Annotated in this window: 23 protein-coding genes; 11 read left to right on the forward strand and 12 right to left on the reverse strand. The window is 39.2% G+C overall.

From position 1 onward, the window contains the following. Window positions 1-10: 10 nt before the first annotated feature. The 3 genes from ACFSR8_RS03105 to ACFSR8_RS03115 all read left to right on the forward strand — a co-directional run bounded on the left by ACFSR8_RS03105 (window position 11) and on the right by ACFSR8_RS03115 (window position 2,693). The gene (locus tag ACFSR8_RS03105) at window positions 11-718 is read left to right on the forward strand and encodes a hypothetical protein (RefSeq protein ID WP_380288919.1); all 708 of its coding nucleotides are present in this window, start codon (window positions 11-13) and stop codon (window positions 716-718) included. A 33-nt stretch (window positions 719-751) separates the two neighbouring features. Next, entirely contained in the window at window positions 752-1,627 is an 876-nt protein-coding gene (locus tag ACFSR8_RS03110) for a glycoside hydrolase family 16 protein (protein ID WP_380288921.1), read from the forward strand. Window positions 1,628-1,850: 223 nt separating this feature from the next. After that, entirely contained in the window at window positions 1,851-2,693 is an 843-nt protein-coding gene (locus tag ACFSR8_RS03115; RefSeq protein ID WP_380288923.1) for a T9SS type A sorting domain-containing protein, read from the forward strand. Window positions 2,694-3,387: 694 nt separating this feature from the next. Here the strand turns inward: ACFSR8_RS03115 and ACFSR8_RS03120 are convergent. Together ACFSR8_RS03120 and ACFSR8_RS03125 are read right to left on the reverse strand one after the other, a co-directional pair. Further along, complete coding sequence (locus tag ACFSR8_RS03120) at window positions 3,388-3,759, reverse strand: hypothetical protein (RefSeq protein WP_380288925.1); 372 nt, start codon at window positions 3,757-3,759, stop codon at window positions 3,388-3,390. Between the two features lie 91 nt (window positions 3,760-3,850). Continuing rightward, window positions 3,851-5,086 carry a 3-deoxy-D-manno-octulosonic acid transferase gene (locus tag ACFSR8_RS03125; protein WP_380288927.1) on the reverse strand — a complete coding sequence of 412 codons (1,236 nt, stop codon included), beginning with the start codon at window positions 5,084-5,086 and terminating at the stop codon, window positions 3,851-3,853. Window positions 5,087-5,236: 150 nt separating this feature from the next. On the opposite strand from ACFSR8_RS03125, the gene ACFSR8_RS03130 reads away from it, so the two are divergent. From ACFSR8_RS03130 to ACFSR8_RS03155, 6 genes are all read left to right on the forward strand, one after another. After that, window positions 5,237-6,394 (forward strand): DegT/DnrJ/EryC1/StrS family aminotransferase, encoded by a 1,158-nt coding sequence (locus tag ACFSR8_RS03130; protein WP_380288929.1) that lies wholly within the window; start codon window positions 5,237-5,239, stop codon window positions 6,392-6,394. Then, a complete protein-coding gene (galE, locus tag ACFSR8_RS03135) occupies window positions 6,387-7,412 on the forward strand; it encodes a UDP-glucose 4-epimerase GalE (RefSeq protein ID WP_380288931.1) in 1,026 nt (341 codons plus the stop codon). The genes ACFSR8_RS03130 and galE overlap by 8 nt, the downstream gene beginning before the upstream one ends. Before the next feature lie 217 nt (window positions 7,413-7,629). After that, window positions 7,630-9,156 (forward strand): helix-turn-helix domain-containing protein, encoded by a 1,527-nt coding sequence (locus tag ACFSR8_RS03140; protein WP_380288933.1) that lies wholly within the window; start codon window positions 7,630-7,632, stop codon window positions 9,154-9,156. A 240-nt stretch (window positions 9,157-9,396) separates the two neighbouring features. Then, a complete protein-coding gene (locus ACFSR8_RS03145) occupies window positions 9,397-12,522 on the forward strand; it encodes a SusC/RagA family TonB-linked outer membrane protein (protein WP_380288935.1) in 3,126 nt (1,041 codons plus the stop codon). 11 nt (window positions 12,523-12,533) lie between these two features. Further along, window positions 12,534-14,015, forward strand: coding sequence for a RagB/SusD family nutrient uptake outer membrane protein (locus tag ACFSR8_RS03150; RefSeq protein ID WP_380288937.1), 1,482 nt, complete (start codon window positions 12,534-12,536; stop codon window positions 14,013-14,015). A gap of 18 nt (window positions 14,016-14,033) precedes the next feature. Next, a complete protein-coding gene (locus ACFSR8_RS03155; RefSeq protein ID WP_380288939.1) occupies window positions 14,034-14,774 on the forward strand; it encodes a hypothetical protein in 741 nt (246 codons plus the stop codon). A 217-nt stretch (window positions 14,775-14,991) separates the two neighbouring features. On the opposite strand, the gene lspA is transcribed toward ACFSR8_RS03155, so the two are convergent. From lspA to ACFSR8_RS03170, 3 genes are read right to left on the reverse strand one after another with little or no spacing between them, the layout of a single operon-like run. Further along, complete coding sequence (gene lspA / locus ACFSR8_RS03160) at window positions 14,992-15,501, reverse strand: signal peptidase II (protein ID WP_380288941.1); 510 nt, start codon at window positions 15,499-15,501, stop codon at window positions 14,992-14,994. Then, window positions 15,502-16,395: an ACP S-malonyltransferase gene (gene fabD / locus ACFSR8_RS03165; protein ID WP_380288943.1), complete on the reverse strand. Its 894-nt coding sequence runs from the start codon at window positions 16,393-16,395 to the stop codon at window positions 15,502-15,504. 45 nt (window positions 16,396-16,440) lie between these two features. Continuing rightward, complete coding sequence (locus tag ACFSR8_RS03170) at window positions 16,441-17,373, reverse strand: dihydrofolate reductase (RefSeq protein ID WP_380288945.1); 933 nt, start codon at window positions 17,371-17,373, stop codon at window positions 16,441-16,443. Between the two features lie 281 nt (window positions 17,374-17,654). Between ACFSR8_RS03170 and ACFSR8_RS03175 the strand changes: the two genes are divergently transcribed. Beyond that, a complete protein-coding gene (locus ACFSR8_RS03175; RefSeq protein WP_380288947.1) occupies window positions 17,655-17,951 on the forward strand; it encodes an isoamylase early set domain-containing protein in 297 nt (98 codons plus the stop codon). Between the two features lie 236 nt (window positions 17,952-18,187). On the opposite strand, the gene ACFSR8_RS03180 is transcribed toward ACFSR8_RS03175, so the two are convergent. From ACFSR8_RS03180 to ACFSR8_RS03210, 7 genes are all read right to left on the reverse strand, one after another. Then, the gene (locus tag ACFSR8_RS03180; protein WP_380288949.1) at window positions 18,188-19,396 is read right to left on the reverse strand and encodes an acyltransferase family protein; all 1,209 of its coding nucleotides are present in this window, start codon (window positions 19,394-19,396) and stop codon (window positions 18,188-18,190) included. 106 nt (window positions 19,397-19,502) lie between these two features. Continuing rightward, complete coding sequence (locus ACFSR8_RS03185) at window positions 19,503-20,327, reverse strand: thymidylate synthase (protein ID WP_380288951.1); 825 nt, start codon at window positions 20,325-20,327, stop codon at window positions 19,503-19,505. Window positions 20,328-20,541: 214 nt separating this feature from the next. Further along, window positions 20,542-20,877, reverse strand: coding sequence for a hypothetical protein (locus ACFSR8_RS03190; RefSeq protein WP_380288953.1), 336 nt, complete (start codon window positions 20,875-20,877; stop codon window positions 20,542-20,544). A gap of 311 nt (window positions 20,878-21,188) precedes the next feature. After that, a complete protein-coding gene (locus ACFSR8_RS03195) occupies window positions 21,189-22,718 on the reverse strand; it encodes a NupC/NupG family nucleoside CNT transporter (RefSeq protein ID WP_380288955.1) in 1,530 nt (509 codons plus the stop codon). Window positions 22,719-22,733: 15 nt separating this feature from the next. Then, window positions 22,734-23,351 (reverse strand): bifunctional nuclease family protein, encoded by a 618-nt coding sequence (locus ACFSR8_RS03200; protein ID WP_380288957.1) that lies wholly within the window; start codon window positions 23,349-23,351, stop codon window positions 22,734-22,736. Between the two features lie 124 nt (window positions 23,352-23,475). Next, window positions 23,476-24,435 carry an electron transfer flavoprotein subunit alpha/FixB family protein gene (locus tag ACFSR8_RS03205; RefSeq protein ID WP_380288959.1) on the reverse strand — a complete coding sequence of 320 codons (960 nt, stop codon included), beginning with the start codon at window positions 24,433-24,435 and terminating at the stop codon, window positions 23,476-23,478. Window positions 24,436-24,524: 89 nt separating this feature from the next. Continuing rightward, window positions 24,525-25,271, reverse strand: coding sequence for an electron transfer flavoprotein subunit beta/FixA family protein (locus ACFSR8_RS03210; RefSeq protein WP_380288961.1), 747 nt, complete (start codon window positions 25,269-25,271; stop codon window positions 24,525-24,527). Between the two features lie 156 nt (window positions 25,272-25,427). Here ACFSR8_RS03210 and ACFSR8_RS03215 point away from each other — a divergent pair, with 156 nt between their 5' ends. Continuing rightward, window positions 25,428-26,405 carry a pyruvate dehydrogenase complex E1 component subunit beta gene (locus ACFSR8_RS03215; protein WP_380288963.1) on the forward strand — a complete coding sequence of 326 codons (978 nt, stop codon included), beginning with the start codon at window positions 25,428-25,430 and terminating at the stop codon, window positions 26,403-26,405. The last annotated feature ends 9 nt before the right edge of the window (window positions 26,406-26,414 follow it).

Below are 26,414 nucleotides of genomic sequence, written 5' to 3' on the forward strand. Positions count from 1 at the left end.
GAAAAAGGTCATGAAAAAAATCCTATATATATTAGTTTTGTTTGCGCTTGTTAGCACGTCTTGTTCATCCGGAGGTGGAGATGATTCAGGAAACGGAGGGGAGGTTTCGGATAGTAAACCGTCCGCTCCTGCTTTGGTGTTTCCTTCGCAAAACCAATTGTGCACTACCAATGTTTTAAATTTTGAATGGCAGGCGTCTTCTAATGAAGATGGAAGCTCGGTCATTTATATTTTGGAAATCGCAAAGGACAATCAATTTGCGAACAAGGTTGTTGATGAAGTGCTGACCTCATTATCAAAAACCATTACTTTAGAAAAAGGCTTTGCTTATTATTGGAGGGTGAAGGCCAGAAGCACAAAAAGCATAGAGAGCGACTATTCCCCTACGGCACAGTTTTATACGGAAGAAGTACCGGGAAGTAATCATTTGCCCTTTGCGCCAGAAATAATTTCACCCTTTTTAGGGCAGGTTTTGGACGGTGGAACAGCATCAATTACTCTAGAATGGTCCGCCTCTGATGTGGACAAGGACCCACTGACTTTTGATGTGTATTTTGGAAAAGATAAAGATGCGCTAAACTTGGTAGCTGAAAATACCAATGCCAAAATGTTCGAGGCCAGTTTGGACACAACGGATACAACATACTATTGGAAAATTGTGGTTAAAGACGACAAAGGAGCTTCGGTTACCGGTCCACTTTGGTATTTTAAACTTTAATGTCAGCAATTGATACATTTAAATTGAACTACTATGAAGAAAAGTAAAGTTATTATCTGTATGTTCTTTAGCCTTTTGTGTTTTACATTCGCTTTGGTTACATCGTGTTCAACGGATAGCAAAACCGATCCTAACGATGAACAATTTGATGATGGCGATGATGATGTAACACCTGTGGCAAAACCACTACTAAATTCAGTAAATACAAGCAATTGGGTTTTAATGTTTGAGGATAACTTTGATGGTTTTCAGCCCACAAAATGGACAAAAAATAATTCTGCTAAAAGTAGGGCCGCTAGGCCCGGTATAGGCATCAACCAATGGTTTTGGAAACCAGAGAATGTTAGTTATAGGGATGGCAACTTGATCCTTAAAAGTGAAAAAGTTGGCAATGATGTTTTGCACTGCGGTGGAGTTTTTTCTAATGATTTATTTGAATTTAAATATGGCTACATTGAAGCCAAAATAAATATAGCCGAAACCATGTTTGGAACGCACACCGCACTTTGGTTGCAAGGAGATAATATGGGTAATGTGGACGGTACAGGAAACGATGGTGCCGAAATCGATGTGTTTGAATCTGCTTGGGTTGATAATTTCACCAAAAGCGTGGTGCATATTGATGGCTATGGCGCCTCGCATAGGGCCAATACTAGGCGTTGGGATGCCCCGGGCATTCACGAAGGTTATCATGTTTATGGTTTATTGTGGGATGAAAATAAATTGGAAATTTACTATGATGGACAGTTTATGACACGCTACCAAGGGATATGGGTGCCTCAGGTTGAGGAGTTTTTATGGCTATCTACAGGTGCTAGTTTTGGGGGGACGGCCAATTTTACTTTAAGGAATATTGGAGACTTTACGGAAGCTAAGGTGGACTATATTCGGGTTTGGAAAATGAACTAGGTATTTGCTAAAACCATTTTTCAGTTCATAAACATAGCTTTTATTTTGAATGCTTGTAATATGTTATCAGTCGTAACATATTGTAAATAAGTTTATTTTAATACTTCAATGCAGTTTTTTAAAAGTAATATCGTCTATATGTAAATAAGTATAGTCCATTAAAATATCTCTTAAACTATCTAATTTTAACAACAACAATTTACTAACTAAATTTTTAGACATTATGAAAAAAATTACATTATTAAGTTTATTATTTTCTTTTTGTGCTTTCTATGGTTTTGGACAAACTATGGTGGATGACTTTGAATCTGGCGCAACGAATGTTTTGAACGCTGGGGGCGGTATTGCTACTGCCGTTGTTACTAATCCAAACCAAACAGGCTTGAATACAACTGCAAATTGTATGGAAATCAGGAGGACAGGTGCACAATGGTGGATATTTCAAGGTATTGATGTCAACGATTTGGCCATATCTTCTTCTGAAACTAAATACTTGAGTATGATGGTACACTTTCCTGCACAGTCTGATTTGGGATTGCGTTTTGATGCGCCGGATGACGCATCAAATGGTACGGAAGTAGTAAGGCCTCTGAATACCTACACTGATTTTAATCAATGGCAAGAAATAGTTTTTGAAATAAAAGATGACGATGATACAGCAACATCTTTCACTTTAGGGACTCTATTTAGAATTTCATTTCATCCGGATATGGGCTTTGAAAATGACCCTGCTGGACAAGTACTTGACAACATTAGCGCTTTTGGCTATATAGATCAAATTCAAATCCTAGATTCTAATCCATTAAGCAATGACGAGTTCAGTTTAGATACCAATATTTCATTATATCCAAACCCAGCACAATCGGAGTTTACAATTAAAACGATTAATAGCACCCGTATTTCTGAAGTTTCTGTGTTTAATACACTTGGTGCTGAGGTACTAAGTGATATCACCAAAATCTCAAAAGACAGATATGATATTAGCAACCTGTCTTCTGGATTGTATTTAGTTAAAATTCAAGATGAGAATGGTGCAATAGCAATTAAAAAACTTTTGAAAAAATAGGTTCTAATTTTCCTTTAAATCAAGGAAATTAAGTATTAATAGCATATTACACGTATTTAAACAAGGCTATAATTCCTTATGGCCTTGTTTTTATTTGTTGGCATAAATTTGGTTGTCTCATTAAAGGATTTAGAGACGCCTGTTTTAATAGGTGAAAGAATTTGCCATGAAGAATTAAAAACACCTTTTAAATAGAAGATGTCGGAAATTGTATTTTTTTTATGAGATATCTCTATTGTAGACTATTCTCTTATTTAGCATTTTCTTTTGAATATAATGGAAATAGTATTTTATATATTCAAAAACTTCAGACTTTAAATTTTAAAACCAAATTTGATTATTCTTGCTATTCAAGAGATATTTAAAAAATATTAAAATCAAAGTATAAGACAACTAGATATTACCCCCATCTTTTATAAGAGACTAAGAGATTGTCCGTTGCTATCCCCAAGGTTATTCAAAAAAACGAAATGTTTTAATAACTGAGGTAGATCAGTGATGTTTACATCAGTTAACAGGTATAAGAGTTTTGGTTTTAATATTTTTTGAATAAATCCATGAAGTGGTTCGAGAATAGGTCAATATAGCGCAAAAAGCCTTTTCAATTTTAATTGAAAAGGCTTTTTTGTTTTGGGGCAAAAAGAAAACCACCTTGAAAGGTGGTTTAAAATGTATAAACTTGTAAAACCAAGAATTAGTGCTCGGTTTTCAGTTTATTTGCTTCGTCTTTAACTGCATTCGCAGCATCATCAGCGGCTTTTCCAGCAGCGTCTACAGCTTTATCAACTGCTTCTCCAGCCTTGTCAGCAGCATTGTTTACCGCATCACCTGCTGCGTCCACTGCATTATCCACGGCATCCCCAGCTTTTTCCGCTGCGTTTTCAACTGCATCACCTGTTGCTTTTGCAGCATCCTTTACGGCGTCACCAGCAGATTTAGCAGCATCTTCGGTGGCTTCGATAGCGTTGTCTAAATGTTCGCCAGCAGATTTCTTTTCATCTCTACAAGATGTAAAAAACATACCTAAGGCTAGTACTAAAGTTGTTCCTAAAACTAATTTTCTCATTGTTCTTGTTTTTAGTGTTAATTATTTAGTTGTGCAAAACTGGCTTATTTTACCGGTGAGCACAATTCTTTTCGGTTTCATCAAAACTCCTTTATATACGTAAGTAATTAAGTATTTGGATGACAGCACCCGTATTTTTTTTGATGAACTCTGTATTTTTAGACCCTGATAATCGACGAAAGTCACTATCAGCAATAAGTTTTCTTAGAATAGCAATAAACTCCATTTGATTTGATACTGAAAAAACACCTCCATTATTAATCATGGCCTGGGCTTCAGGAAATTTAATATAATTTTTTCCGATAACAATTGGTGGGCCAAATACAGCTGGTTCCAGAATATTGTGCAACCCGGTTGTGCCCATTGCACCGCCCACATAAGCAATATCCGAAGAACTATAAATTTTCGATAGTAGGCCGATGGTATCAATAATGAGTACATCAAAATCCTCTAACTCTTCATTGTCTTTTTCAGAATATAGAACCGTTTTTACCCTTAATTTGGAAACAAAGTTTTGGATTTGGCCGGATTTAATGTTGTGAGGTGCTACAATGTATTTTGCCCCCAAATTCCTTTCAGAGTTTATGAACTCAATAAAAAGAGCTTCATCCTCAGGCCATGAACTGCCCACAACCACACATAATTTGTCTTGCTTGAAGGTTTCTACAAATTCCAGGGTATTATCACTTTCCAGCTGACTTGTCACACGGTCAAAGCGCGTATCGCCTGAAACCGTTACGTTTTGATACCCAATGGATTCCAAAAGGGATTTCGAGTTTTCATTTTGAGTAAAAATATGTTCAAATGAGAACAGTGCCTTTTTAAATAGCCCTCCGTAAGGCTTAAAATAGACTTGACTCTTTCTAAAAGAAGCTGAAATCAGGATCACCCTTAAATTTCTCTGCTTCAGTTCTTTTAAAAAATTTGGCCAAATATCATATTTCACAAATACAGTTAGCTCGGGATGTACCATGTCCAAAAACCGTTTTGCATTTCTTTTGGTGTCCAAAGGCAGGTATACCACCACATCAGCAATAGGCGAGTTTTTGCGAATATCGTAGCCCGAAGGGGAGAAAAAACTCAAAAGGATTTTATAATCACGATAATGCGTCCTCAGTTTTTGGAAAACGGGAAGTCCTTGTTCATATTCGCCCAAGGAAGCACAATGAAACCAAAGCGTTTTATCTGATGCACTTAAATTGGATTTTAAAATCTCAAAAGTTGCGTTGCGCCCAGTTACCCCTTTTTTAATTTTCTCATGGAACAGCCCAATACATTTTAGGATCAAACCAGTTATGCCAATGCCTATGTTATAAATGAAACGCAATCTCTTCGTGTTTCGTGCTAAAATACATTTCTTTATAATAAATCTATGGCTTGCGTTGGTGAATTTTGTAATTTTATGGGCTGTGAAAATAATCTAAGCTAAACTAACCGACCATTGCTTTTCAGGCAAAAAGGTCTTCAAATTTTTAAGATGAAGAAAATCCAAATGGTTGACCTTGAAGGGCAATATAACGGTATAAAAGAAACTGTTAATATCTCTATTCAGGAGGTTCTCGAAAACACTGCATTTATAAACGGACCGAAGGTCCACGAATTTCAAAAGAATCTTGAGGAATATTTAGGGGTGAAAAATGTGATTCCCTGTGCTAATGGAACTGACGCCCTACAAATAGCCATGATGGGATTGGGTTTAAAGCCAGGAGATGAGGTAATTACGGCCGATTTTACCTTTGCTGCCACCGTTGAAGTGATTGCGCTTTTACAATTGACTCCCGTTTTAGTGGATGTCAATGAAGACGATTTTAACATCAATATTGAAGCCATTAAAAAAGCAATTACTCCAAAAACCAAAGCTATTGTGCCAGTGCATTTATTTGGTCAATGTGCCGATATGGAGGCTGTTTTGGAAATTGCGAAGGAGCATAATTTGTATGTAATTGAAGATAATGCTCAGGCTATTGGGGCAAATTACACTTATAAAGATGGATCAAAAGTAAAGGCTGGAACGATTGGCGATGTGGGTGCCACCTCGTTTTTTCCGTCAAAAAATTTAGGATGTTATGGTGACGGTGGTGCAATTTTTACCAATGATGACGATTTGGCGCATACCATTCGCGGGATTGTCAATCATGGAATGTATGTACGCTATCACCATGATGTGGTTGGTGTAAATTCGAGGTTGGACAGTATACAGGCGGCGGTTTTGGATACCAAACTACCAAATTTGGACAGCTACAATAAAGCCCGGCAAATGGCCGCTAAGAAATACAACAAGGCGTTCGAAAATGAACATAAAATAATTACCCCAAAAATCACCGGGGGCTGCGGTGAAGGTAGTATTTGTGGGACCTGCGATTGTCATGTGTTTCATCAATATACATTAAAAGTGATTGGAGACCGGGATGCTTTGGCAGAACATTTGAACGAGAAGGGCATTCCATGTGGGGTATACTACCCAATCGCCCTGCACAAGCAAAAGGCATACACAGATGAACGCTATAACGAGGCAGATTTTCCTGTTACGAACCAATTAGTGAAAGAGGTAATTTCTTTGCCCATGCACACAGAATTGGATGACGAACAAATTGAATTTATTACATCAACAATCATAAAATTTATTAATGGATAAAATATTAGTAACTGGAGGGCTGGGGTTTATTGGCTCGCATACGGTTGTAGAACTCCAGAACGAAGGCTATGAGGTGGTCATTATTGATGACCTGTCAAATTCATCTGAAAAGGTGCTGGATGGGATCCTTGCCATTACCGGAAAAACCCCCATCTTTGAAAAACTGGATTTAAAGGATAAGGCTGGTGTCGAGGCTTTTTTTACCAAGCATAACGATGTAAAAGGCGTTATTCATTTTGCAGCCAGTAAGGCGGTGGGTGAAAGTGTACAAGAACCTTTGTTGTATTACGAAAATAACATAGCCACTTTGGTTTATGTCCTGAAGGAGTTAAAGAAATTATCTTCGGCATCCTTTATTTTCAGTTCGTCTTGCACGGTTTATGGACAGGCAGATGAATTGCCGATTACGGAAAGTGCACCTGTAAAAAAAGCAGAGTCGCCTTATGGAAATACTAAGCAGATTGGTGAAGAAATTATTCAGGATACTTGCAATGTGGTGCCAGATTTAAAGGCGATAGCTTTGCGCTACTTTAATCCGATTGGCGCGCATGAATCAGCGGAAATTGGTGAATTGCCAATTGGGGTGCCACAGAATCTGGTGCCTTTTATTACCCAGACAGCTATCGGTTTAAGAGACCAGTTATCGGTATTCGGAGGTGATTATCCAACACCGGATGGCACCTGTATTCGTGATTATATCCATGTGGTAGATTTGGCAAAAGCGCACGTAGTAGCGTTAGGAAGATTGCTTCAAAACAAAAATCAATCGAATTACGAAACCTTCAACTTAGGTACTGGAAAAGGAAGTTCAGTTTTGGAAGTTGTACAATCTTTTGAACGGGTATCTGGAGAAAAGTTGAACTACAAGATTGTTGGAAGAAGAGAGGGCGATATTATTTCGGCCTATGCTGATACCAACAAGGCAAATAATGAATTGGGATGGAAGACCAAATTATCCTTGGATGATGCCATTCGCTCCGCATGGAAATGGGAGCAAAAAGTGAGAGGGAAGTCCTAGAAAATTAAAATATTTTTATTCAAATATATTGAACCCCATTCCTGAATTTAGGAATGGGGTTTCTAATTTTATTTTTTGAATCAGAAGGTAAAAGATTATCGGGGGTTACCATTTTAAGATATTTTTAAGAGTTGACGACGACATAATTTATAAATTCATAAAAAGTGGCTACAATATCCCGGTATTGTTCTTAAATTCTTACTTTCAAACTAAGTTAATGGTCAACCAAGCAAAAATACTGCAATTCTTTTGTTGCCTTGTGGTTTACGGAAGTGTGAGTGGACTATTTGCGTTTTCAGAGACTTCACAATCGCCAATAGATAGTTTGATCCAAAAAAAGGATGCCGATAAAGTTTTGGGCAGTAAGGATTTATTGGTGCTGTACCAGGAAGCTATTAAAGAACAACGCCATGATTCGGTAGCGATTTTCAAAAACCTCGCACTCCTCAATGCAAAACTCAATCAACCTCAAAACTCTATTCTTTACACCAAAAAATATATTAACAATACACTGGATTTTGATATTCTAAATGATAGCGCGTATGATACCATTAAGGCTTCCAAAGCCTATAAAACTATTGCCGACAAGTTCGTTAAAAAGGTCAATTTCGTAACCTTTCTATTTTTTTATGCATCGCTGATAGGCTTCTTCTTTATGGTGATTATCAATTTATCGGGTAAGGCCAATACGCGTGCCAAGTTGTTTATTAGCGGTTTTGTTGGGGTGCATTCCCTATTTATTTTGGAGTTTGTCATGTATTTGTCTAACTATCGCTATGAGTATCCACATGTGTACTTAATGGCGGCAAGTACGGCATTATTATATGGTCCGTTGCTTTATTTTTACTTTAAAAGCGCCACCCATAATTACAGGTTCAAGCCTTTGGATGTGTTGCATTTTGTGCCCAATATAATTTTGGTACTTTATCTCTTTCCAATGTATGCGCTGTCGGGTTCAGAGAAGATTGAAATCATGTTAGAACTCAACACGTCCTATGATATCAATAGGTATGTCATTTTTATCTCGAAGGTAATTTCCCTTTCCGTGTATGCCGTTTTGATAAGAAAGTTGCAGTATGCCACTAAGAATAGTGAAATTCTGCCAAATACAACTCAACAGCCTATTTACAAATGGAAACGAACTATTTATCGTTTACATGTGGCGTACGTCATTAGTTATGTGATTTATGGTTTGCCCGTAAGTGGTATTTTGGTGTTTACTTCTGATTTTCTAAGTTACTTTCAAGTTGGTGCCATGTCGATTATGGTGATTTATATTGCCTACAAAGCGAGTGTGCAACCGAGCATTTTCACCAATGAGTTTAACCCTGTGGACGGACTGTTCACTAAAAAATACCAAAAGTCAGGGCTAACCAAAGGGCTTTCTAAAGAACTTAAAGAAAGCTTAGTTAAATTACTTGTGGAAGACAGGATTTACAAGCAAAGCAATATCAATTTAGAGAGGCTTTCTGAAAAATTGAATACTACGCGTCATAACACCTCCCAAATCATTAATGAGCATTTCGATATGAATTTTTTCGAACTAATTAATACTTTCAGAATTAAGGAAGCCCTAAACATTATGGACAATGACGTCCATGGTAGCCTCAATATCATTGATATAGCTTACGAGGTGGGCTTCAACAATAAGGTCACATTTAATAAAGCCTTTAAAAAAGAAACTTCCCAAACACCTTCTGAATATATACAATCCAAATTAAGACTTCGTAAAAAACTGGGGTAAATCATAAGTAAGTTTTCTTCGGTAGGGTAAACTATTATAAGATTTATCCCCGTCATCTTTCATAATCCTTTCTTTTATCAATGCAATTGTCAAAGGTGGGGCGACTAAGAGCTTTACATAATATATTGGAATTACACTAAGCTTTGTTCCTGTAAAGTATAATTTTTTGAATTAGTCACTTAAAAAATCTTGATCGCCTCCCTTTCTTCAATCAGCGTGGACTAATTCAAATACTTACTTATGAGATTAAAAAATTACTATTTAGCACTAATGCTGGTAATATTTGGTTTGCTATCTGCATTGGCACAGGAAAAGGCAGTTTCGGGCAAAGTTGTAGATCAAAACAATCTTCCCCTGCCTGGAGCTACGATCCTGATCAAAGGAACAACTGCGGGAACAACAACGGATTTTGAAGGTAATTACACTATAACGGTGAGTCAAGGTGCAACTTTGGTTTTTAGTTTTGTTGGTTATGTTTCCAAAGAGATTACTGTTAGTTCAGAAAATATGATCAGTGTAACACTTCAGGAAGATACCACCGCACTTGAAGAAGTGGTTGTCGTCGCCTATGGTTCCCAAACCCGAGAATCGATCGTGGGTGCGATAAACGTAGTGTCCAGTGGTGTAATCGAGACCCAGCAGGTAACATCTCCCTTGAGGGCCCTCCAAGGTGCTGTTCCGGGATTAAGTTTGTTAACGGACGGAGGGCAGCCTGGCACGAATCCAATCATTAGAATACGTGGAATTTCCAGTGAGAGTTTGGAGCAAGGACCTCTAATTGTTGTGGACGGCGCTCCATTTTCGGGTAATTTAAATACCATTAGCCAAGATCAAATCGAAAGTATATCTGTTCTTAAAGATGCTTCATCATCAGCATTGTATGGATCAAGAGCATCGGGTGGCGTCATTTTAGTTACAACAAAAAGAGGGAGCGTCGGTGCTACGCCAAAGGTTACTGTTCGCTCTCAGGTCGGAATTTCAAATCCTACTATTGGAATCCACGATTTAGCCGGGCCAGAGGATTATTTGAAGTTAACTTGGCAAGCCCTTAAAAACACCAATCAATACGAAAACGGACAGACCGCTTCCGAGGCGGCCCAAAGCGCTACCAACGGGCTCATTGATTATTTGGGTTATAATCCCTATAGTGTTACAAATCCAATCGATACCAATGGAAACTTGGCAACCGGCGCCAATTTGCTGTGGGATTCCAACTGGGAAGAAGAAGTTATTAGAAATGATTATTTAAGGATAAACCATAATTTGAGTATTTCTGGTGGTAGTCAGAAATCCAGATATTTTTTGGCTTTTGATTATTTAGACGAAGATGGTCCAGTGGTGCCTTCCAATTTTGAAAGGGTAGCTACAAGATTAAATCTAGAAACCCAAGTAAATGATTGGCTTAAAGTAGGTTTAAATTCCAGTTTTTCACGTTCCAATTCCAATAATCCCGACCAAACCAGTGGCAATACCACACAGGCCATTTCATGGATTTATGGCATAGCGAGTATATACCCAATTTACCTTCGTGATGCCAACGGCAACTTTGTTAGGGATAGTGCCGGGGATTTGATCTACGATCTAGGCAACGGCCAAGTGCCTGGACAGTCTGTAAATAACGTCCGGCCTGTTTTTGGGATAGAAAACATATTAGCCACCTTGTTTTTAGGAAAAGAAAAGCGGGTACGTACCAATTATCTTGCCAATGCTTTTGCTGAGGTTAAAATTACACCACAATTTACTTTCAGGTCTCGGTTAAGTTACGAAAATTACCTTTTCGATTCCTTTAGTTTTGATGATGACATAGTGGGAATCGCTTCAGATGTTGGTGGAAGAGTATCTCAACAGCGTGATTTGACTACAACACTCAATGCAATTCAATCCTTAAACTACACTAATAATTTTGGCAAGCACAATATTTCCGTGGATGTGATTACCGAAGCGTATACCAATACCCAAGATGATTTATCTTCACAAGGTACAGGATTTTTGCCCGGTGTTGAAAACCTTGACAGTGCCACAGTACCAGAAGGTGTTGGTGGTAACGTAATCACCTCAAGGATAAATAGCTATTTGGGCAGGGCAAGTTATAATTTTGACGAAAAGTACTATGGTGAGTTTTCATTCCGAAGGGACGGTTCCACTAGATTTAATGAAGATACACGTTGGGGCAACTTTTTAGCCGGCGGGGTGAGTTGGGTTGTTACCAAAGAAAACTTTTTAAGCGAAAGTAATACACTTACCTATTTAAAGTTACGAGCTTCTTACGGAGAATTGGGTAATAACAGGACTACAAGCCGTTTTCCGTATCAGTCGGTGTTCCAAACGGGATTTGTAAATGAGGGTAATTCAGGTATCTTGTTAGAAGGTGTATCAGATGCCAACCTACGATGGGAAAAGGTAGAATCCCTAAATATTGGTGCCGATTTTGAATTGTTCAATGGGGCGATTTCAGGAACTGTGGAATATTATGAAAAAGAGTCGGTAGATTTAATTTTGGACAAACCACTTCCCAGATCTTTGGGAGTGAACAAAATTGTGACCAACATCGGTTCCATCAAAAATTTTGGATGGGAGGTGTCTTTACGTTCTATGAATTTCAATACTGAGGATTTCACTTGGAGTACTGGGCTAAACTTCGCCTTAAATAAAAATGAATGGACCAAATTGCCTCAGGACGAAATCATAGCAGGTTCAAAACGCTATGTAGTTGGGGGGTCCATTTTCGATTTCTTTATCCGCGAGTGGGCAGGGGTTGACCCTGCTGATGGACGCGGCATGTGGTTTATGGACGTTTTGGACGCCAATGGCGTGGTAACCGATAAGGTAACAACAAAAAGTTATGACGATGCCACCCGATATGATCAAAACAAAAGTTCTCTGCCAGATATTGAAGGCGGCTTCACATCCTATTTACGATACAAACGATTCGACTTAAATCTAATGTTCAACTTTAGTGCTGGAGCCTATCTATTGGATAATGACTATTCAGGACTCATAAATACTTTTGAAAACCCAGGTATCAGTGCACATCCCGACAACTTCAACGCTTGGCAAAACCCTGGGGATATCACCAATTTTCCGTTATTGCTAGCCAGCAATAATGACCATGCTTCGCGCTCAACACGCTTCTTATTTAGAAACGATTATTTAAGACTGAAGAGCTTAACCTTTGGCTACAATTTGCCCCAATCTACTGTTGAACGGATAGGTCTCTCGAAACTTCGTCTTTTTCTACAAGCAGATAATTTGCTGACATGGCAATCCCATAAAGGCATTGATCCTGAGCAGGCATTTAATGGTGTTGCCAATAGCCGGTCGCCATTATCAAAAACTATTACTTCAGGACTTATCATAGAATTTTAAAAAACATGAAAATGAAAACTACCATAAATAACTCATATACGCGCATACTGTTGACGGTTCTAATGGCCTCTATTCTTAGTTGCTCAAAGGAATTTTTAGATGAACCCCAAAATACGGCCGGACTTCCGGAATCTGTTGTATTTTCAAATAGAGAGATTGTTCAATCTTTTGTTACAGGTATTTATGCCAGATACAAGGGACAATGGGATGATGATTTGACCGATGATGGATTAGAAGGTGGCAATAATTCAAATCCAGATACTGGCGGATTGTACGCCATGTACTTTGCCAGAACGGTTAAAGGGAATGATTTAATTCAAGCGCCTTCATTTTTCCTGTTCGATTACGCTCATGAAAACCGATCACCAACCTTCAGGCGTACCAGTTTCACATGGACATTTAACTATGAATTCGTAAACTATGCTAATGCGATTATCAACGGTGTTGAAAATAGCCCAGATTTGGATGAAGGCACCAAAAAGGAGTTTATCGCTGTCGGCAAAGCCTTAAGGGCATTTCATTATTTTCAATTAGCGCTGGAATTTGCCCCAAACTACAACAATGACAGATCCGTTGCAAGACTGCCCATATATACAAAACCCGCAACAGGTTCTTCTACGGGAAACCCTCCCAGCCCATTAAGTGAGGTTTATGACATGATTCTTTCTGATCTAAAATCCGCCATAGAAGATTTACCAGAAGAACGCTTGGGCAAAAGCTACATCAACAAAACTGTGGCCAACGGTATTTTAGCAAGAGTACTACAAGTTACGCAAGACGATTGGGATTTGGCCTCAGCCTCGGCAAAAGCAGCTTACGGAGGGGATGCTGAAAATGCCGTAACGTCCACAAACTGGGGTGAAGGTTTTGACGATTTATCTGATCCAGATTGGTTATGGGGTATGTTTCAGGACGGCTCCAACGAAAGTAATTTTTTCTGGCTCTCACCACATGCTATGATAGATCATGACAGTGACGGCTATTTTGCAACGTATGCCAATACAAATTTTAGGGATACTTTTTCTGACACCGATGTTAGAAAGTTGTTTGAAGATATTTATGGATCCTCTACGCCATATAGGGAATTCGTAACGAGTAAGTTCACCTTCACCTTTGCTTCGGATGTGCCTTTTATGCGAAAATCTGAAATGGTATTGGTGGATGCTGAAGCACAATACAGATTGGGCAATGAAGATGATGCCAGAAGCTTGTTATTTACCCTTCAAAAGGAAAGAGATCCTAATGCTACAATGTCTTCAAACTCTGGCAATGCTCTTTTTCAAGAAATACTTTTGGAACGCAGAAAGGAACTGTACGGTGAAATAGGCGTGGAATGGTTTGATGCCAAACGCCTCAGGATGCCCATAAATAGAGATGCAGTCCATAGAGTACCTGTAAACGTTCCAGCAGATAGCGAATTGTTTTATTTGACCATTCCGCAATCGGAAATTGATGCCAATCCAAATATGGACAACAGCATCAATCAGCAGTAAACATTTAAGCGAAAAATTATGAGAAAAAATATAATCCTAATATTCACTGTGTTTAGCCTTGTGCTTTTTACAAATTGTAAAGAAAATGATGACACTCCCGCCATTTTAAATATCGACTATGTTGGTTTTGAGTCTGGGTTTACTATAGGAGTAGCTCCAGATGGCAATATTTCTCAAGAGGTTAGAATTGCCGTGTCCATCATCTCAAGCTCAGACAGAACCTTTGAACTTACAGTTAATGAGGACTTTACTACTGCAGATGCTTCGGCATATTCAATTCCATCATCGGTAACTGTTCCAGCTAATAATAATGTTGGAGGCTTTTTGGTAGATGTTGTTGGCCCAAATGTTAACCCTTCTGGGGAAGACGTAGTAGTAATCGATATTATCAATACAGCAGAAGGCTTACTAAAAAGTGAAGGTATTGCGCTAAATCTTAAACAGGAATGTCCCAATCCTGAACTAATTTTAGATATCACTTTTGATAGTTGGCCAGAGGAAATCTATTGGAAAGTTGTAGATGATGCGGACAATACCGTATTTGAAAGCGCAACACCAGCAGACTTTGGAGCTTATGCCGGACTAGCAGATGGGATAATAAAAGCAATGTGCTTATCGTCAGGATCTTACACTTTCAGCATATCTGACCTTTTTGATGATGGGGCTGGGCCTTTCACACTAAGTCTAGGTAATGAAGTTATTTTTTCTTCTGATGGGGTTTACGGTGCTGGCGTTGATGTTCCCGTTACCATCCCTTAAGTTTTCCTAATTATGGCTTTGGAGAAGAACAAACCTTTCAAATAAATTAGCTACTGAAAAATCAACCAAACTAAGCTATACCTAAGTTTTGACTGAAGAGGCTGTCCATAAATTATGAAAACCTGTCATTCTGAACTTGTTTCAGAATCTTAAATGCTTGATTTTTAAAAAAACATGAGAATCTGAAACAAGTTCAGATTGACATAAATGGGACCTTTTAGACAGCCTCTTTTATTTCTTTTTTCTTTTTATTTCGAAACATCATCACCACCAAAATAATCATGCCGGTAGTTACGGATAAATCGGCCAGATTAAAGATGCCTGTTCTTAACGTATCGTTTAATCTCAAATATAAAAAGTCTGTAACGCTTCCATAAGCAAATCGGTCATAAACATTAGCAATACCACCACCGATGATACTGGCAAATGCAAACAAAGACCAATTATCCAAACTTTTGTCTTTCAGTATATGGCGCATGACAAGAGCCAAGACTATAACAGGTAAAATCAAAAGAAGAATTACTTTCAAAGTGCCACTCAGCTCACTACCCATTCCCAAAAAGGCACCAGTATTTTCAACATTCATCAGTTGAAGATAGTCGCCAACAATTGGAGATGAAGAACCCGGCTCAACATTTGCTCGAACCAAAACTTTAGAAATCTGGTCTATAGCAATAGTGACAATGGTAGTAATAAAAATAAACGCGGAGCGACGTGTGATTTTCATTTAGGCATTGGTTTCAAAAGTTGCAGATGCAGTTTGTGCTTCCCTGTTGATTTTCTTTACCAAGCCTTGCAATACATTCCCTGGGCCCACTTCGGTAAATAAAGTAGCACCATCAGCTATCATTTGCTGCACGGATTGTGTCCATCGCACCGGAGCAGTCAATTGGGAAATCAGATTGGCTTTTATCTCATTTTCGTCACTTACGGCACTGGCCGTAACATTCTGATAAATATGACATTTAGGTGTGCTAAATGTGGTGTTTTCAATTGCTGCAGCCAACTCTTCGCGCGCAGGCTCCATTAATGGTGAATGGAACGCACCTCCAACGGGCAACACCAAGGCGCGACGTGCACCTTCTTCTTTTAAGGTTTCGCAGGCCCTATTTATAGCATCGATTTCACCAGAAATGACCAATTGGCCAGGGCAATTATAGTTGGCAGCTACAACAACACCTTCTGTCACAGCACATACTTTTTCAACAATATCATCCTCTAAACCTAAAACGGCCGCCATAGTACTGGGCTGTAATTCACAAGCTTTTTGCATGGTCATAGCACGTGTTGAAACCAGTTTTAAGCCGTCTTCAAATGTCAGCGCGCCATTGGCTACCAGAGCTGATAATTCGCCCAAGGAGTGTCCAGCAACCATGTCCGGTTGAAACGAATCGCCCAAAGTTTTAGCAAGTATTACGGAGTGTAAAAATATAGCGGGCTGGGTTACCTTAGTTTGTTTCAAATCCTCAGCGGAACCTTCAAACATAATATCTGTGATATTAAAGCCCAGAATGTCATTGGCATTTTCAAAAAGTTCTTGGGCTTCTGGCGAGTTCTCGTAAAGGTCCAGTCCCATTCCAGTGAATTGGGCACCTTGTCCCGGGAATACGTATGCTTTCATTGTTAGTTCGTTTTTATGGTGCAAAAATAGCAATAATATTACCACTTAAATTCTCTCGTAAGTAATAAACGAAAAATCATGGTCGTGCTCTGCATCCTTTTGATGGAAAATATTTTCGGTTTCCTTCCAAACTGAAGTATCAATCTTTGGGAAGAAGGCATCTGCCTCAAAGGTTTCATGTACTCTGGTGAGTTCAATTTTATCTGCAATCCCCATCGATTGCTCATAAATCTGTCCACCACCGATAATAAACGGTTGGCTGTCATTTCTTGAAGCATCAATCGCGTCCTCCAAGGAATGCACTATAATAACCCCCACAGGCGCTTTATAATCCTTCTGCCGAGTGATGACAACATGGGTGCGATTGGGCAGGGGTTTAGGGAAGCTTTCAAAGGTTTTGCGCCCCATAATGATATGATGCCCGCTCGTTAAAGATTTAAAACGCTTTAGGTCGGTGCTCAAATCCCAAATCAACTGATTGCCCCTGCCAATGGCATCGTTCTCCGAGGCTGCGGCAATTATCGTGAGTTCAGAGGTCTTTTTTTTTGGAGTAGTTTTTTTAGGTGTGGCTAAGGTTTCGTTATACACCTCGCTCTTCGCTTTGATTTCTTCCTCTTTTCTAAACCCTTCTTTCATTTTATCAATGCGCTCCCGCTGTTTGGCTACCAATTTTTCCATTTGTTGTTGCTCCCAGGCCTTCCCCATAAATTTGTGGGTCACAAACACGTTGAAGAGATGGTACAAAAACAGGAACAGCCAAAATAAAATGGTATAAACAAACCAATTGATGCCAGCAATGGTAAAATCCTTGCCAATACCAAGAACCGTGTTGGCCACAATTAGAAAAACACAACCAATCAAAAATAGCACAAAATGCACATACAGCCTTTTTTTCTGTTTTACCCGTCTTTGGGCGTTTTCAATAAGTTCCAGTTGTTCCTTATCTATTTGAGGTGTTTGTTTTTTCTTCCCGAACATGTGCAACGTTTAAAAAGTAAAGTTAAAGTTTTTTAATTACTGGAGCGCAAAAATAGGAATTTAACTGCGGTATCACGCCAAAAAAACAAATGGCCTGATAATCAATTATAAATGCATTTAAAAATTGCATAAAACATAAATTTCAATAGGATTATTTGCATACTTTAAAGTAATGCGAAACGCAGATTATCAAATTGATAATTATTTAAAAATAAGCGGTTTATCATATTCCGGTTCTCATAGATTTTATACATTTGCACCAATAAAAAACACCTAGAATTATGGCTATTAAAAAACAGTATTTAAAGAGTAAACCTATATGTAAAGTAACTTTCTCAATTGAAGCTCCTGATGCAAAAAAAGTTGCTTTAGTTGGAAGTTTTAACGACTGGAACGCTAAAAAGGCTCCGCTTAAAAAATTGAAGAACGGTACGTTTAAAGGTACTGTAGATTTAGACAAAGACAGTTCTTACGAATTTAAGTATATCGTAGACGGTGCTTATGTTAACGATTCTGAAGCAGATTCTTATGCTTGGAACGATTTTGCAGGTGCTGAAAACGGCGTTGTAACCGTATAAGTTTTACTAAAACATTTACACAAGGCACCTTCTTTTGGAGGTGCTTTTTTGTTTTACACCCGTTTTAACTTACGGCCTAAATTTACTTTGGGGCGCAGGGATGTTATGGGCGTTACCCACAAGGGGTCGGGCTTTCCGCTCATAGTTTTGGCTCGATGCGCGCCTCGCCAAAAGCTGCCGCTTCAATCCCTAACGCGGAAGCATTAGTAGAAACACCCTTTTTTAGGTACTACTCTTTAATTATCCAATAACGGTTTCAAGTTGGTTAATGCCTCAGCGTTCTTAATATCCGATAGCTTTTTGGAATAGCGTCTACCATTCAAAAATTTTCCAATAAACGTGGAGCGGACTAAATAATGATAGCTTACAAAACTGATAACACCGGCAGTAATGACCACAAACAGCACTTTAATGATGGAAGGTACGGGCCAATCGACTATAAAACTTGGAAGTACTACCACTAAAGTAACGTGCACTAAATATACCCAATAGGAGGAATCAGAAATGTATCGCATTCTTGAGGAATGGTTACTGGTATAGCGAATAAATAAACCCGTGATGCCGAAAATAAAGAACCAAACCATTATCGATTTTAAGATGATTATACCTTCGTAATTCATTAAACTTCGTGTAAAAAAATAAACAGAAAACAGAATGACACCCAATAGGGTATTTATCCAATCGTGTTTCATAAAAACATGCAAAAGATGTTTGGATTGATATAACACCCAGCCAATGCTATAGAAGGTGAAATAATAAATAAAGGTGTTAAATTCCGGAACAAAAGAGACCGAAGTGGATACATAAGAAACGCCCATTATAAAATAGACTATGGCCGAAATACTTGCCAAAACCAAAATACGAATTATCGGTTTTTTTATAACCCAACTAAATCCGTTTGAAATTCTAAGCGAAACAGAGGGGAACTTTTTAAATATAAAACCGAATATCACAGAGAAAGCGGTTATCAAAACTAAATAGTACAAAAACCATAGGTGAAATGTGCTTTGGGGAATATATATGCCCAAGTTGGTAAACAGGGACAAAGTGTCTTCCAAAGCATTGGCGTTACCTTGAAAAATACGTCCCGTATAGGCAAAACCAAATACAATGGTTGGCCACAACAAAATCACAAAAACCAAAAAGGGGTACAATATCCTTTCAAGGCGATTTTTTATCATTTTTATGGGCGTGCGCTCATAGAATAACATGGCGCCAAAAAATCCAGCCACCATAAAAAATATTTGCATTCTAAAGGCATGAATCAAGGCAACCATAAAGTCGTTTGAGAGGTGAGTCGTATTTGGGTCTTGAACCTGCCAAACCTTATAATCGAAGGTGCCATAGGTGATAACTGAATGCAGAACCAACCCTAAAAGCATCATAATTGCGCGCAGGGAATCCATGGAGTGTATTCTCCTGGTTTTTGTAAGAGTGGTTTTCATTTGGTTGGTTTACCAATGGCGACTAAAGAGCAACCATCATTTATTGAATCCCTACAATATAAGAAGATTTTCTGACAAGGAAATTAAAACACTATATCATAGCGTGTTATACAGCAACAACCCCCTTAATATGGGGATGCGGATTGTAATCCACCAAAGTAAAATCCTCAAAGGTAAAATCAAAAATATCTTTTACTTCGGGATTTAAAATCATTTTTGGCATAGGACGGATATCACGGGATAATTGCAATTCCAATTGCTCGTAGTGGTTACTATAAATATGGGCGTCACCAAAGGTGTGGATAAACTCACCAGCTTCGTAACCGCAAACCTGCGCCATCATCATGGTAAATAGGGAGTACGAGGCAATATTAAATGGTACGCCTAAAAAGATATCTGCACTGCGTTGGTACAGTTGGCAGGACAGTTTCCCATTGGCTACATAAAACTGAAAAAAGGCATGGCATGGAGGCAGTGCCGCTTTACCATTCGCTACATTTTCGCTAAAGCTTTTTGAAGTATCCGGCAAAACCGATGGATTCCAAGCAGACACCAGCAAGCGTCTGCTATCTGGGTTGTGCTTTAAGCTGTGGATAACGTCTTTGATTTGGTCGATCTCGTCACTGTTCCAGTTCCGCCATTGATGACCATACACCGGTCCCAGATCACCGTTTTCATCCGCCCATTCATTCCAAATCCGCACGCCGTTTTCCGTTAGGTATTCAATATTGGTATCACCCTTCAAAAACCACAACAGTTCGTAAATAATCGATTTTAAATGCAGTTTTTTGGTGGTTACCATCGGAAACCCTTCACTTAAATCAAATCGCATTTGATACCCGAACACACTTTTGGTGCCAGTGCCCGTGCGGTCTGATTTTTCATTGCCATGCTCTAAAACGTGTTTTACTAAGTCGTGGTATTGCTTCATCCCAATTTCCCGCGAACGCGGGAATCTTTTAAAAGTTAGACATAAGCTGTCTAATAAAAAACAGCGGTTACGAATTTAAAGAAAAAGAGGGCTTAGATTCTCATACTAATGGAAGAATATCAAAAAGTTATTAACGGTAATTTATGCTCAATGACAACAAAAAAATAGCCCAATTCTAAAATTGAGCTGCTTTGAGGGTTTCTTTAAGGATTTACTAACCTGTTTGTTGCTGTGTGGCCCCTTGTAATTTGTTTTTCATTAATTCTAGGGCCACATTATCTTTTAGTTTTTGTGTTATTAAAACCCTATCACGTTCTACTTCTTTTATGCGCTTCTGAATTTCTTGACTTCGGTTATAAATTTTTTGATATTTTTCTTCACGCTGCCGTTGCTTGCGCATTTTTAGTCTGAGCATAGCTTCTTTGTGTTCGTGTAGTTTTCTTTTGTCTCGTTTTTCTTTGAGTGTTTCCATGTAAACAGTGCCGTATGAGTAAACATACATTGCCACGAACAGCAATGCTATAATTCCAAGAGTAATGTAGCCATTCATAATTCTTAGTTTTAAGGGATTTTACGAACTTCAAATCGAATTTTGGTTCATCATAATTTAGGTATAAATCTGATTAAGTGTAAAAATAATGGATGAAATGCGCAAAAAACAGGGTGAAGTCAGCAAAATCCGATGAAATGCATGCTCGTTTTTGTTAAAAAAGTTAATATTTTGAATTTTGGACAGTTATGCGGATTGGCAGTAGAATTATGAATAATTCGGACGAAAAATAGAATAATTTCAAATTTGAATAAAACAAATATGGGCCACGAATATTGTTAAATAACAATTGAAAAATAGGGGCTCCACTTTTATCCAATAATCATCCCTGCAATAGTCGCCGAAATCAGGGAAGCAATTGTGCCACCCAGTAAAGCGCGCATTCCAAATTTTGATAAAGTTTTACGTTGTCCAGGCGCTAAGGAACCGATGCCTCCAATTTGAATACCAATGGATGCAAAATTGGCAAAACCACAAAGCATGTAGGTGGCCATTATCACAGATTTTTCATAATTCAGATGAACGGCTTTTGATGCGTTTTTCAGGTCAGCCAACTGTATATAGCCTACAAATTCGCTAGCGACCAATTTAATGCCCAGCAGTTGTCCCATTAAGGCCATATCTTCCTTGGCCACCCCTATTAACCACATTAAAGGTGCAAATAGATAACCCAAAATAAGCTCTAAAGAAAATTCATCATAAATGGTATTATTGGCAATCCACCCATTAAAAGAAGTGATATCGCCAATCCAAAAAAGAATACCGTTGAACATGGCGATGAACGCCAAAAATACCAATAACATGGCACCAACATTAACCGCAAGCCTAAGACCTTCAGTAGTGCCATTAGCGATAGCATCTAAAAAGTTAGAGCCGATTTTTTCTTGGGATACGGACACGTCCGTATTTACGGTTTCTGTTTGGGGATAGAGTATTTTGGAAATCACAATCGCGCCAGGAGCTGCCATCACTGAAGCGGCCAATAAATGTTTGGCGTAAAACAACTTTAACACCTCGCTATCTCCACCTAAAAAGTCGATATAAGCGCCTAAAACAGCGCCCGCAACTGTGGCCATCCCACCAATCATCACCAACAGTATTTCGGATTTGTTCATGCGATCCAAATAGGCTTTTATCAATAACGGGGCTTCGGTTTGTCCCAAAAAGATATTCCCTGCCACGCTAAGACTTTCCGCACCCGAAATTTTTAAGGCTTTGGTTAACAGCCATGCCATGGCTTTTACCACTTTTTGAATAATGCCCAAATATAATAATACAGAAGTGAGTGCCGAGAAAAATATAATCGTCGGTAAGACTTGAAATGCAAATATATAGCCGAAGGTTTGCGTATCCGATATTAGGCCACTGAAAAGGAAATCGCTTCCAGCTTTTGTGAATTCCAAAATTTGAACAAAAATGCTTCCGAGAAACTCGAAGATGCTTTCAATAATTGGCACTTTTAGCACACCAATTGCAATCAGCAATTGCAATGCCAATCCAATACCCACAATTTTCCAGTTGATCGCTTTGCGATTACTGCTGAATAAAAAGGCGATAAACACCAAGGATAGCATACCTAAAATACCGCGCCAAAGGCTGTTGAATGAAAAGCCCTGACTAGGAATAATTTCGTCCGTTGAGTCTGCGGAGGTGTCTTTAAGTTTGGTTTTGACGGCTGCAGTGGCCGTGGTGTCGCCAACAAGAGTCGTATTAATTTCCGTTTCAACCTGAGAAACTAATTCAGTAGAATTGCGTTCAGTAAGCGCAGTGTCGTTTTGTGAAAATGAAGGTGTGGCAATCAAGCAAAGGATAAACACGATGCTGAAAACCAGTTGCTTCATAAAAGAAATGTTTAATTACCGTTTGGAGATTTCGTCCCGGATATGTGCCGCTTTTTCATAGTCCTCATTAGCTACTGCTTCGTCCAATAGCTTGTGAAGTTCATCCAAAGATTTTGAAGAATAGTCCGTTTGGGAGGTGGCGGGTTCCAACTCGCCAGCTAAAACATCATCCACTAAAATGCTATCCTCTATTTCGTCTTCGTCTTCTTTTTTGGTATCGACTTTAAGATAAATACCAGCCTTATCCAAGATGTTTTTATAAGTGAAAATAGGAGCGTCAAAACGTAAGGCCAGAGCAATGGCGTCACTGGTTCTGGCATCGATGATTTCCTCAATCTTATCGCGTTCGCAAATCAAACTGGAATAGAACACACCATCCACCAATTTATGGATGATGACTTGTTTTACTACGATATCAAATCTATCGGCAAAATTCTTAAAAAGGTCGTGAGTTAAAGGTCGTGGTGGGCGGATTTCCTTTTCTAAAGCAATGGCTATGGACTGGGCTTCAAAAGCACCAATAACGATGGGAAGTTTTCGGTCGCCCTCAATTTCATTCAATATCAGGGCATACGCACCATTTTGGGTCTGGCTATAGGAAATGCCCTTTATGTTCAATCTTACTAAACTCATACTAATTTAAAACGCAAAGAACTGTTTAAATTTGGAATTTACCAACTGCCATAGGCAGATTTACGATTAATTCGCCAAATTTAAACAGTTCCTCGTCTTTCGAACTTACAAGTTATAAAATATTTTATTGCGGAGCTTTAAAATCCTTCAATTTTTCTATGAGTTGTGGTACCACTTCAAAAGCATCGCCAACTACGCCATAATCGGCAGCCTTGAAGAAAGGTGCCTCTGGGTCTGTATTGATCACTACCTTAACTTTTGAGGCGTTGATGCCCGCCAAATGCTGAATTGCGCCTGAAATACCGATGGCTATATAAAGGTTTGAAGCTACTGGTTTTCCTGTTTGCCCAACGTGTTCACTGTGGGGACGCCATCCTAAATCGGATACAGGTTTGGAGCAGGCTGTTGCCGCCCCAAGTACGTCGGCCAATTCTTCCACCATACCCCAATTTTCTGGGCCTTTTAGGCCTCGGCCACCAGATACCACAATTTCAGCATCGGCAATAGTTACTTTATCCGTGGCTTTGTCTATGGATTCTACCTTTACGTCTGAGGCTGGTAAGGAAGGTGCAAAACTTTCAGAAGACGCGATCCCACTGTTTTCAACCAGTCCAAAAGCATTATTGGAAACTCCAATGATTTTTACATCAGATGTAATTTCGGTATTTTCGAAAGCCTTATTGGTAAAGGCAGTTCTCTTAACTGTAAAAGGACTGGTGCTTAACGGAGCACCCACCACATTGGAGGCATAACCAGCGTCCAATCCAACGGCTAAAAGAGGTGTCAGATATTTACTGTCCGCACTGGAACTTAGTACCACAACTTTAGCACTTTCTTTTTCTGCACCCTGTTGAAGGACCGAGGCATAAGTTTTCGCATTAAAGCTATTTAATTCTGAATTGGATACGGTTAAAACCTTATCTACGCCATAATTGCCAAGGGCAGAAGTGTCGTCAATATTAATGGCCACCGCAGTTACGGTAGTGCCCAACTGGTCGGCTACTGCCTTGGCATAAGACGCCACCTCAAAAGCCGATTTTTTAAACTTATTCTGTTCTGATTCTGTATATACTAAAACTGACATAGTTCTTTTGTTTATTAGGGCACTGAGGTTCTCGAAGTGCCATGTTGCATTATTTTTAAAAGCCCATTTCGAGAGCCCCAATGAGCTGATTAAATCACCTTCGCTTCATTATGAAGTAAGTCCACCAATTCATCCAAATTATCCGGAGACACTAATTTTACGGCACCCTTCGGAGCAGGCTTTTCAAAAGATACCGATTGAGTTTTTGCCACGGAATCCACTGGTTCCAAAACATTCAAAGGCTTTTTACGCGCCATCATGATGCCTCTCATGTTGGGGATTTTCAGATCGCTTTCCTCTACTAAACCTTTTTGACCGCCAACTACTATTGGTAAACTGGCTGAAACGGTTTCCTTGCCGCCATCAATTTCTCGAGTTGCTGTTGCTGTTGAACCATTTACCTCCAGTCCGATGCAGTTGTTTACAAAATTAGCACCGGTCAATCCAGCTAGTAATCCGGGTACCATACCGCCATTATAATCAATGGATTCGCGCCCGGCAATCACCAAATCATAACTACCATCTGCAACAACTTTAGCCAATTGTTTTGCGACAGAAAACCCATCAGTAGCCGAGGTGTTTACCCTAATTGCTTCATCTGCACCAATGGCTAGGGCCTTGCGCAACGTAGGCTCGGTTTCGGCACCACCAACGTTGACAACAGTAACGTTGGCACCTTGTTTTTCCTTAAACCACATGGCTCGGGTCAATCCAAATTCATCATTCGGATTAATCACAAACTGTACGCCATTGGTATCAAATTTTGTATCGCCATCCGTAAAATTAATTTTGGAGGTTGTGTCGGGCACATGACTTATACAAACCAATATTTTCATAACATTATTACTATTAAAATGCGTTTATTTTTAACTGCACGAAGGTAGGTATTTTATTTGAAAAATACTATGCATGCATAGTAAATTTTTAAAGTATTCTTTTTATGCCATTAGGCATTTATTGTTATTTTTGCAGTCTGACTTAAAAGCAAGTTTATGAAGACAATTCAGTTTAGAGAGGCGATCTGCGAAGCCATGAGCGAGGAAATGCGCAGAGACGAAAGTGTATATTTAATGGGTGAGGAAGTAGCGGAGTACAATGGGGCTTACAAAGCTTCAAAAGGCATGCTAGATGAGTTTGGTGCAAAGCGCGTTATAGATACCCCTATTGCAGAGCTTGGTTTTGCGGGTGTAGCCATCGGTTCCACCATGACTGGAAACAGGCCTATTGTGGAATACATGACCTTTAACTTCTCTTTGGTTGGGATTGATCAAATTATAAATAATGCCGCCAAAATAAGGCAGATGTCCGGTGGGCAGTTTAAATGCCCCATCGTATTTCGTGGGCCAACGGCTTCAGCAGGTCAGTTAGGTGCAACGCACTCTCAGGCTTTTGAAAACTGGTTTGCCAATACCCCGGGCTTAAAAGTGGTAGTGCCATCCAATCCTTATGATGCAAAAGGTTTATTGAAAGCCGCTATTCGTGATGATGATCCGGTTATCTTTATGGAAAGTGAGCAAATGTATGGTGATAAAGGTGAAGTGCCAGAAGGCGAGTATATTTTACCAATTGGTGTTGCCGAGATCAAAAGAAAAGGTGATGACGTAACCATCGTATCTTTTGGAAAAATTATCAAAGAGGCTTACAAAGCGGCCGATGAGCTCGAAAAAGAAGGCATCTCCTGTGAAATAATAGACTTGCGCACCGTGCGTCCGATGGACAGAAAAGCCATCTTGGAATCCGTTAAGAAAACTAACCGTCTCGTAGTTTTAGAAGAAGCATGGCCTTTTGGAAATGTGGCAACTGAAATTACCTATTTGGTACAAAGCGAAGCCTTCGATTATTTGGATGCTCCCGTTGTAAAAATAAATACCGCCGACACCCCTGCCCCATATTCGCCAGTATTATTGGCAGAATGGTTGCCAAACCACGAGGATGTGATCAAAGCGGTAAAGAAAGTGCTTTACAAATAAATTCTGACG

It is taken from the genome of Hyunsoonleella rubra, assembly GCF_042684665.1.
GTDB lineage: Bacteria > Bacteroidota > Bacteroidia > Flavobacteriales > Flavobacteriaceae > Jejuia > Jejuia rubra.